The sequence below is a fragment of the Siphonobacter sp. SORGH_AS_0500 genome (assembly GCF_002838835.1).
Classification (GTDB): domain Bacteria; phylum Bacteroidota; class Bacteroidia; order Cytophagales; family Spirosomataceae; genus Siphonobacter.
This window is the reverse complement of the sequence record NZ_NHPP01000021.1, coordinates 62152-71921: the sequence shown is the minus strand read 5'-3', so window position 1 is coordinate 71921 and position 9770 is coordinate 62152. Positions and strand designations below refer to the sequence as shown.

At 44.2% G+C, this 9770-nt stretch carries 6 protein-coding genes; all 6 read right to left on the bottom strand.

Annotated elements, in window-relative coordinates; genetic code table 11:
- Positions 1 to 1596: 1596 nt before the first annotated feature.
- The 6 genes from BWI96_RS19260 to BWI96_RS19230 all read right to left on the bottom strand — a co-directional run bounded on the left by BWI96_RS19260 (position 1597) and on the right by BWI96_RS19230 (position 9537).
- Positions 1597 to 2319, bottom strand: a complete 723-nt coding sequence (locus BWI96_RS19260; RefSeq protein ID WP_106638149.1) for a DUF3823 domain-containing protein — start codon at positions 2317 to 2319, stop codon at positions 1597 to 1599.
- A gap of 11 nt (positions 2320 to 2330) precedes the next feature.
- Complete coding sequence (locus BWI96_RS19255) at positions 2331 to 4178, bottom strand: RagB/SusD family nutrient uptake outer membrane protein (RefSeq protein ID WP_198555314.1); 1848 nt, start codon at positions 4176 to 4178, stop codon at positions 2331 to 2333.
- A 1732-nt stretch (positions 4179 to 5910) separates the two neighbouring features.
- Positions 5911 to 7638 carry a SusC/RagA family TonB-linked outer membrane protein gene (locus BWI96_RS19245; RefSeq protein ID WP_198555313.1) on the bottom strand — a complete coding sequence of 576 codons (1728 nt, stop codon included), beginning with the start codon at positions 7636 to 7638 and terminating at the stop codon, positions 5911 to 5913.
- 150 nt (positions 7639 to 7788) lie between these two features.
- Positions 7789 to 8301 carry a FecR family protein gene (locus BWI96_RS19240; protein WP_198555312.1) on the bottom strand — a complete coding sequence of 171 codons (513 nt, stop codon included), beginning with the start codon at positions 8299 to 8301 and terminating at the stop codon, positions 7789 to 7791.
- Complete coding sequence (locus tag BWI96_RS19235) at positions 8238 to 8879, bottom strand: hypothetical protein (protein ID WP_106638144.1); 642 nt, start codon at positions 8877 to 8879, stop codon at positions 8238 to 8240. The genes BWI96_RS19240 and BWI96_RS19235 overlap by 64 nt, the downstream gene beginning before the upstream one ends.
- Before the next feature lie 73 nt (positions 8880 to 8952).
- A complete protein-coding gene (locus BWI96_RS19230) occupies positions 8953 to 9537 on the bottom strand; it encodes an RNA polymerase sigma factor (RefSeq protein ID WP_106638143.1) in 585 nt (194 codons plus the stop codon).
- Positions 9538 to 9770 lie beyond the last annotated feature (233 nt).

Below are 9770 nucleotides of genomic sequence, written 5' to 3'. Positions count from 1 at the left end.
CCACCACATAATAATTCATTGATGAGATCTCCAGTTCGCGAAGGAAATGCTGAAACAGCTCTTTTTCATGATCCGCAAAAATGCCGGGCAATTGCTTTCAAAAGCCTTCATACATCCAGCATAATCTGCTGATTGATAGGTACGTATAACCATAATAGGATAATTAGTAGTGTCTCGACTGATAGACCTCTCGCTTTTCCGTCTCTTCACCAAAGTAGGTAATGAAGCCTGGTTTCCAGTAAGCATTGCCTCTAAATCAAAAATGTCTATTCTCAAAGAAAATAGACATTCGATAATCCGCTAATAAATTTTTTATAATTCCTTGCATGGAGAGTGTGTGAACACTTCACATACTTGTTTTGAATCAGTCGGTAACGCTGAATGAAGCCGATAAAAAGGGCTCAATTATATCGGGAAATCAAGTTAAAAACCAGGTCTGATCGTACGTTGGACGAGTAGACAGGACCTACACCTACCCTCAAGCCTCCCTGACAAAAGTAATACATTAAGCAATAATACGATAAGTATATTTATACAATACTCGTTGGAACAGGGTATGTGTGTAAGTATTGCCCTCATAACTATTGAAATCATAGTTCATTGTCAGTATAGATAGTGATCAACCTTAGCTCTAATGGACTGACTAAACAGGCATTGTAAATAACCCTCCCCATTTCCAACGCTTATCTATTCCCAATAACAGAAAACCCTGGAGTGAGATTCTTCGGATGGCTCTGGAGGATAGATGGGAATGAACCAACTCTCTCAACTTGTCTTCTGGAACGAAGGGAGAGACCTTGGGTGGAATGGAATGGGGTGGGCTTACTCAAGTTTTTGCATGCCCCAACAAACTCGAAAAAGGTATAAGGTTCTTCGCTTCGCTCTGAATGACAGACGCTGATGGATAAATATTCCTCGGGTATAGAATGGCCTCAACTACCAACCGTGCCTCAGGAGTCCCCGGATTTCATCCGGGGCTATCCAGCCTGGGTGCATCCAGACCGGGGCTATTCATATTCAACCCCGCTGGGGTTGTGGTTAACATTGTTACAATAGAGTTACGCCAAGAACCCCGGAGGGGTTCAACACGGATAGCCCCGGATGAAATCCGGGAACTCCTAGGCAAGAGGCCAAGTAAATCCCCCCTTCGCTCTCGATGACAGCTCGTTGTATAAACTCTTTCATCCAATGGTTCCCGAAGTAGGGAGAGGCTTTTTTACTTTTATTTAAATCTTACTTTTAGATAGCCTCTAAAATATTTGAGCTTTTCAAAGGCTGCCAGATGGCTCATTTCCTTATCGTTACAACCATTAATCAGGAGGGCGATGCTTGAAACAAAAACACCCCGACGCTAAGCAGCATCGGGATGTAAGGTCTTCCTATTGCTTAAAGTAAGTTCGTTCCAAGCAAATGATTTAAAACCATCTGACTCTAAAAGTGTCAGCAGGTTTGTAACCTTTAACCTTTATTTAATGAATGAAACGATTTATTAGGCATCTGCTCCTAGTGCGGCTAACAGGGGCTGATAAACCTTAAAAAATCCGGGTATGAATGTTGAGTTATACCCTTGGTTTTCCACCCGCTTATCCTTTAATCTTAGGGGGTTAATCGTACCGTTGGAGAGTAGATTAGGTCCCACACATTTCTGGTTTTTACACCCACCCGAGCGTAGAGAAAGCCTGTTTTTTTAAGATTTGTTTTCTCATAAGTTGATAAGGTTTTCAAATCCAGCGTAATCGTGTTTGTGCCTGGAACTACGTTACTAAATGACCTCTCGAATGATTTAGACGTATTATCCACAATAGCTGTCGTACACAAATGAATGACCGCTTTTTCTATGGCCGCGGTTGAGACTACTTGCTCAACATTGAAGGTGGCGGTAAATACCGAATCCTTGTAGCTGCTGGTATAGTTGCTCAGCCAGAAGTAAGGCGTTACTTCAAAGTTTATATTCTTCTCTTCTCCTTTCAGGGAAAACCGCAGCGTATCCGTATTAGGTACCCATGGGCCTCGTCCAGGAGTTAGGTTAAGGAAGTAATCGCCATCGAAAGCATTCACCGTATAACTACCATCTTCTTTGGCAAATACCTTGATAAAACCCTGTATCCAGCCTTCACCCGTTTGGTGAAGCTGAAGCATGTTAGATCCGTAGGCATCAGAGGCAGTTGACATCAACTGCATGGGCTGTCCTTTATAGAGAAACTGGCCCGAAACCCTGGAGGTAGGATAGTCCCAGTTATCAATTTCTGTGCTGCAGCCCATAAGCAAAGACACCGACAGAAAGAGGAACAGACGATAGAAAAGGGATGATATAGTCATGATATAAATGCTTATTGTAGAGGGTTATACACCAATTTAGGGTTATTGGCTCGCCAGCTCGGCTGAATGGCCGCGTAATAATTCATCAAAGGAAAATTACGAGGATTAGGAGCCATTTTATAGGAAGCCTGTTTGGTAAATACCCACTTCCCATCATTCGCGTCGCCCGGAGCCACTACTTTATAGGGGAAGAGCGAATACATCTGAGCCGTAGGATCATTGGGGGTACCATTCCAGATGGTATGAGCTAACCGCCAACGTTTTAAATCCCAATACCGGTGATCTTCAAAAGCGAATTCAACCCGATATTCATTCACAATGTGGTTGAACGTAATAGTTGACTCGGTTACGGGTTGAATACCGCCCCGACGGCGAGTAACGTTTAAGTTCGTAACAGCCTTGGCTTTATCTCCCAATTCGAAAGCGGCCTCGGCGGCAATCAGATAGGCTTCGGCAATACGGATGCGGGGCCACCACATCTCGCTGAAACCTGGATTTAACCCTGCATTGGGGGTTTCATCCAGAAATTTCCGAACGAGGAAACCGGTTTTGTTAACAAAATTGTCAGAATTAGCCACCGGGCCATTAATAGACGTGATCAGATTACCCTGAGAATCTTTACCTCCAACGGAGGAAGTTAGCAGTACGTATTGATTACCCGATTTGTTAAGTTGGCCCGCCTGAAGAATCACAGGTGTCTGACGGTAAGGAGCATTGGGGTAGATGACCGTTCCCCAGAGCCGGGCATCCTTTTTAGTGAAAGGATCTTCAACAGAATTGTAGAATACATAACTCCCGTCGTCATTTCGTGTCTTGATCTGCGGAGCACTACCATCCTTATTTTCAAAGGCTTCCACCAGATTCAAAACTACACCCAGAGCGTTACCATCCGTATAATCCCGGTGAGAATAGGGCATTGTAAAATTTGTAAATTGCGTTACTACATTCGGACGTAAACGGTCCATCGCCCAGATTACTTCGGTATTGCCTGATTTTACGCTCGTCGCTTTGTAAAAAGAATCACCCAGGTTGGTTGGATCAATCTGCAATACATAAGGACCCTGCTGAATAACCTGTTCGGCGGTTTCGAGGGCTATCTTATAATACTTACTGGCCTGATCAGCGGGAATACCTGCCTCCCAGTTTTGCGTTCTGACGCTGGGTGTAAGTTTATTACCATAGTTGGCAATGGAACCTGCGTATACCGCAGCCCGTGCTTTAAGCATTAAGGCAGCCCATTTATTAGCTACACTTCCATTCGTGGTTTTAGAAGAGGTGAGTTTAGAGGCAGCCAGATCGCACTGGGCAATAACGTAATCATAGATTCCCGCTTCCGTAGAGCGTGCTACCTGAAATTTAACCGGGTCGATGCCCGACTGATACGTGTACACGGTATCGCCCAAGATAGGCATGCCCCCAAAGGAGCGAGCCATGCAGAAATGATACCAGGCCCTTAAAAAAATACACTGAGCCTCCAGATCACTTCGGTCTGCTTCCAGTAAGGCCGAACGGGCTGCACTCGAACGGATTCCGATTAGGAACTGATTCATTCGTCGAACCAGTCCATAATCGTACGTCTGGAAGAAATCACGGGGGATCACTTTTTCAGCATCCGTTGTGGTGGCTGGCCCATACGAAAGGTTAGCTTCGTCCAGTAGGTGGTAATTGCCATGGTTACTATTGGTTTGTCCATAGTTAACCGATGCATAAAAATTAGCCAGAACCGACTGAGCCAGGGCTTTGTCGGTAAAGACCCCATCCTCAGGTAAAATATTGGTTGGTTCCGTATCCAGGTCGGTTGTACATCCTGCCAGGCCTAGCATAAATGCCATCACTAGCAAACCAAGAGAGATTTTCATAATCTTAGGTAAATAAAGGGATTACAGTTTCAGTGAAAAACCCGCATTAACTAACCGGGGGTTGGGATAGGCTATACCTGAGTTGGCAGTCATCTCTGGATCCAGGCCACCGGGCATGTTCGTTAGCGTCAGGATATTCTGGGCAGATACATATACGCGTAGGCCCGAAATCTTGGCTTTTTAAGCATCTGGCTAGAGAAGGTATAGCCTAGTTCTAGATTACGTAGCTTCATATACGTAACGTTCGTTTGCCAGTTGCTGTTAGGCCAGTGGGTATTCATCCAGTTATTAACCCCTTTCGTGAGCAGTGGGTATTTACCAATGTTGAATCCGCTGTTTTTGTCCCAGATGTCTTTATACCAGGTCGAGTTATCGGCCAGATACTGCGAGACATTGGTGTTTCCATCAAAGTATCGCATTACCCATTGTTGTTCGTAGGTAAATTTGGAACCTCCGGCAAATTCGGCTCGGAAATCAAATCCTTTCCAGTTAACTCCGGTCTGAAAGGCAAAGTTTAACCAAGGCGTTCCACCGTTGACGCGATAGGTAACGTTTTCCATATCCAGATCGGAGATGTAGCCGTCATGATTGGTGTCCTGATAGATGTAATCACCGGGGCGAATTGTGGTGTTACCGTAGTGGTCCTGATCGACGGGGTGATTGGCAATTTGCTCCCAGCTCTGAAACTGCCCAACGGAAACGAGCTGAAAACTACCATCCCGGAAACGGCCTTCGGTATTCCACAGGTCCCGGAACCGATCATAGGAATTGGCCCATCTGGGTTTGTAACGCGTACCTGTAATCCAGCGGGAAAAGGTAAAGTTACCGGACACAAAATAATTGAAGTCCCGCACATTGTCTTTCCAGCCCAGATGCATTTCAATACCCTTGGTATGGTCACTATTCAGGTTTTCGGCCGGTAGGCTAAAACCAATTTCGTTCGGTAACAATACATCATAACGGCTGGCTAATTCACCCGTCTGATGACGATCAAACCAGTCAAAACCTCCCGTCAAACGATTATTAAATAATCCGATGTCCACTCCCAAATCCAGTACGTATACCCGACCCCATGTAATGTTATCCGTAGCCAGACCTGTGATTCGGCTTGAAACTACGTCCCTTCCATCCAGGATAGCTGATCCTTGATTAAAATTATAGCCGGTAATATAAGTCAGAGCATTCCCTAACTCTTTACCCAGTACTCCATAAGAACCGCGAAGTTTTACTTCATCGATTTTCTGACTCAGGAACGAATTGTTTTTCCAGAATCTTTCCTGAGAAATGCGATAGGCCAGCGATCCGGAAGGGAAAAAGCCAAAACGCTTGCCCTTTTTGTAAAAATAAGAGCCATCATACCGACCCGACAACTCCATGATGTACTTATTGTCGTAGTCATAATTGAATCGTCCCAAAACGCCCAGACGATTCTGGTTAAAAGGAATACCATCTCCTACGTAGGTCGTAGATTTGGTTGTCAGGAATGGAATACCATTTGCTTCCTGGCTTCCCAGAAAATATACACTTGGGTAATTAGACGATTTCGTTTCCATCCCCGTAACCATGTGTACGTGATGTTTGTCAAAGGTCTTTTCATAGTCAAGCTGTACGTTACTCGTCATCTCCTCGGCATTTTGCACGTAACGTTCCAGGTAACGAGCATTTCCTTGATAAGCAATCGTATAGGCGTTCGTTGGCTCATCGAAGCGATACAGCAGAGGAGATTTTTCCCTTAAATCATTTCGGGTGTTTCGGTACCAGTAGCTAACCAGAGCACGGGCTTTAAGACCATCGAAAATACTGTATTCAGCCGTACCGTTGATTTGCATAATCCGAATTTGTGACTCGTACTTTCCAGACATCTGCTCATTGATCCACCCGTAACTAAATTGTGGATCGATAGCCGATATAGCGGGGTAACGGGAATCGTCATTAACGAAAGGCCGTTTGGTTGGCAGATTTCGGAAAGCCGCCTGCAAGGCAAAATCGTAATCGTCGCCTGGAAGGCTGGTTGGCGGTTCCGTTCCAGACGTCCATTCATTAGCACCCCAACTTTAAGCTTCTTACTAATATTAAAGTTAAAATTGCTTTGAAAATTAGTACGGTCAAATCCGTGAAAATTCCGAAGCATACTTCTCTGTTCAATGCGGTTCAAGCTAATGTAATAATCCGCATTGTCGCTACCGCCAGAGATGTTCAGACTTCCGTACATCTGAGGTTTAGTTTGCCAGATGTAATTGTACCAGTCAAAGGACTTATAGCCTGGCTCTGTGCCCCTTACCCATTTGTCATATTCCTCACGGTTGATGGTTCGGGAAGAATTAGGAACGTTGTTATAGGTTTCATCCTGGATAATGGCCTTGAGGTAAGTGGCAGCATCGGCTGGCTTATTATAGCCCGCCGGTATCTGGAGCCCATAATAGCTTTGAAAGGTAATAATAGGTTTCTGATTGCGTTTACCCTTTTTGGTTGTGACCACAAGAACGCCATTAGCCGCCTGCATTCCGTAGATAGAAGCAGAAGCATCCTTCAGAAGCGAAATGTTTTCAATATCGTTGAAATCTATTTGGGCAAAGCTGCCGTAATCTTTTTGGATACCATCAATAATGACGAGTGGTTCGCCATAGTTACGGATTTCAATGGTTGGAGCACTACCCGGGCGACCCGAACTTTGGCGAAATGCAATACCCGGAATTTTACCTACCAAAGCTCCGGCTGCGGTAACAGTGCTGGCATGAGACAACTCGTCCGCATTTACTGTTGAAATGGCTCCTGAAATGGTTTCTTTCTTGTTTTTGAGACCAAACCCTACAACCACTACTTCGTCTAAGACTTTGTTTTCGTCTCTCAGCGTCAGGTTAATTGAACTTTGCTTTCCTACCTGTACTTCCTGGGTTTTATACCCGAGGAAACTGAATAGAAGTACATCCTCTTCACTGGCGACCAGAAGTTTAAAGGTCCCGTCAATATTGGTAACCGTTCCACGCGTGGTTCCTTTAATAAGGATATTAACGCCAACGATTGGGTCCCCTTTTTCATCCTTCACGGTTCCGGTCACGGGAATCTCGGCCCCTAACACGGTTTCTTTTTTCAAAATCGAAGAGGGAGGTGTAATCCGCTTCAGCAAAATTTGATTCCCAGTCGTTTCATACGTGATTTGAATCGGGGTCAGAATTTCATTAAGTATGGTCTGGATGGGTTGATTCTGAGCTTCGTAACTGATTTTCTGCTTTGACTGAATGATTTCCCGGCTGTAAATGAATTTAACGCCAACGAGTTTTTCTATCTTTTTGAGCACATCCTCAACGTTCTGATCCTTGACTACAATAGATATACGTCGATCTAGATCATTCTGAGCATGGACTTTTACTGGCAAAAAAACCAGTAGACACAGCAGGTAGCCCACCATCTGAAGGGCAATCCGCTGGGAGCCTTTTAGGACAAGTAATTGTAGATGCATTGTCATTAGGGGTTCTGGATTTTATTGTAAAAATGAGCAATAGAGGTTCTGCTCTCCGGTGTGGAGAGAACTGGTAAAACAATCAAAAAAAAGTTTTACGTACAGGGTGTTAGGTGACCTGACGAAAGAAAATTACTGGCGGTGAAACGATTAAGGGTTACAACTGTGACCGGTAACATAAATAGTATCTCCCTGCTTCTCGTAAGAAGCCTCGACTGCCGAACAGATCAGTCTGATTTTTTCTGCGAAGGGAATGCCATTTAAATCGCCCGTGAATGTGCAGCCCTGTAAATTATGTTCGTTAAATTCAATTTTCGTGTGATAGGTGTGCTGAAGCCGGTTCAGCACTTCAGTAACCGGGGTAAATTCAAAGTTTTGGTTATCATTAAGTATAGAGGTAGAATGGTGTCGGTGAAGATTGGAGGTGAGGATTTGCTTGGTTAATTGATTGGTCTGAATATCAAGTTTAACCTGTTCGTTCTTTTCGAGAACCAGATACTGTCCGGGATCTTTCATGGAGGTTACCGTAACCTTGCCGGTTTTCACTTTCACATAAGCCAGATTTTGATTCTGAGTAGCCTGAACCTGAAAACTGGTACCTAGCACACGGGTGGAGAGAACGGAGGTGTATACGAAAAAGGGGCGAGTTGTATCTCTGACCACTTCAAAAAACCTTCGCCAATTAAGTAAATTTCCCGTTGTTGAGCTGATAAGTTGTGCCAGAGCTGTCCGCCTGGAGCTAACAGAACGGAGGAACCATCCGTCAGCGTAACCAGTTGATCCGACTTGTCTGTATTAACCACTTTTTGCCAACGGTCTTTCGAAGCCATGACTTCCTCTACCGATGGAACGGTACTGGAAATAGTGGAGTCATTATGTATAAAATTGTTTAGAAAGAAGCCAATGAGAACGAGAGCTGCCACGCCAGCCAACGGAGCCAGCCATTTAAGTCGAGGCCGGAGGGTATGAGCTTTAACTTCGAGGATACTTCGCTCTTTGGCTTCATGAAGCGATTGTTTGATCTGCTCGATTTCACTCGCATGCTGGGCTTCCTGTAGCGGCTGGGTATCGCCATTCAGAACCAGGCAAAGAGCAGCGGCCTGTTCGTACAGTTCCCGCTTGTGTGGATTTTGACTGAGCCATTCCTGCCAGTAGATGTAATCCTGGGGACGGCGTCCTAATATCCACTCCCGAAAAGCGTCGTTAGCTAGAAATTCCTCTAAGGTATCGAAAGTAGTCATGAGTGGTCTGGCAGTATATTGGCGTTATCTAATGCTTATATGCAACACCTAACCAGGCATACTCAGTTTAGTACTAAAACTTTAAAAATAAATACAAGAAAATAAATAAGTGTTCGGGCTGGCAGTGGCTTCGCATTTTTGACATGGCCCGCGTTAGAAAGTTGGAAACGGATTGTCGGTTCACCTGCATAACTTCTGCAATTTCCCCCACACTCATGTCCTGGAAATAGTGTAAGTATATAGCTTCCCGTTCTCGAGAAGAAAGCTGACTCATCAATCGCTGCAATTGCTCAACGCGACTAAGCAAAGCTTCATGTTCGATTAAAATTGATTCTCCACTAATGTGTTCCAAAACGCCCAAATTCCAGTCAAGTTCACGAGTGACCATCTGCTTTGAAGAGCGGATGTGCATGAAAATATGGTTACGAAGACCTTTGAGTAGGTAATGTTTAATGGAAGCGGTATCGTTGATCTGCGTTCTGTTCTGCCAGAGCTGTAAAAAAAGATCCTGAATACAATCTTTAACGATAAACTCGCTAACGGAAAACTTCTGACCGTAGTGCTTCAAAGTAGAATAGTATCTTTCGGCAATACTGCCCAAAGCTGCTTCATCACCAGCCAGATACTTTTGCCATAAATCAGAATCAGTGTTGCTCATACTCATCACAGAAGTAGCCTAAAGAACAATAACTAACAATAGATCTTTTCAACTATATCAATACCCTCCCAAGTGATTCAAATCCTAATTATACATTCTGATTTGGTAGTAAACAATCGGTTAGCTTAATGATCTAGGTATTTTCAGGGGTAATCCTCACAAATTTATTTATATAATCAATATTTATCAATGAATTATTCAATTATTATCTTTTTCACAGAAGACATTCTGAT

Bases quoted from the DNA above. Each gene is read 5' to 3' on its own strand.
- BWI96_RS19235 (WP_106638144.1), bottom strand. From the start codon at position 8,879: ATGACTACTTTCGATACCTTAGAGGAATTTCTAGCTAACGACGCTTTT.
- BWI96_RS19260 (WP_106638149.1), bottom strand. From the start codon at position 2,319: ATGACTATATCATCCCTTTTCTATCGTCTGTTCCTCTTTCTGTCGGTG.
- BWI96_RS19245 (WP_198555313.1), bottom strand. From the start codon at position 7,638: ATGCATCTACAATTACTTGTCCTAAAAGGCTCCCAGCGGATTGCCCTT.
- BWI96_RS19230 (WP_106638143.1), bottom strand. From the start codon at position 9,537: ATGAGCAACACTGATTCTGATTTATGGCAAAAGTATCTGGCTGGTGAT.
- BWI96_RS19255 (WP_198555314.1), bottom strand. From the start codon at position 4,178: ATGAAAATCTCTCTTGGTTTGCTAGTGATGGCATTTATGCTAGGCCTG.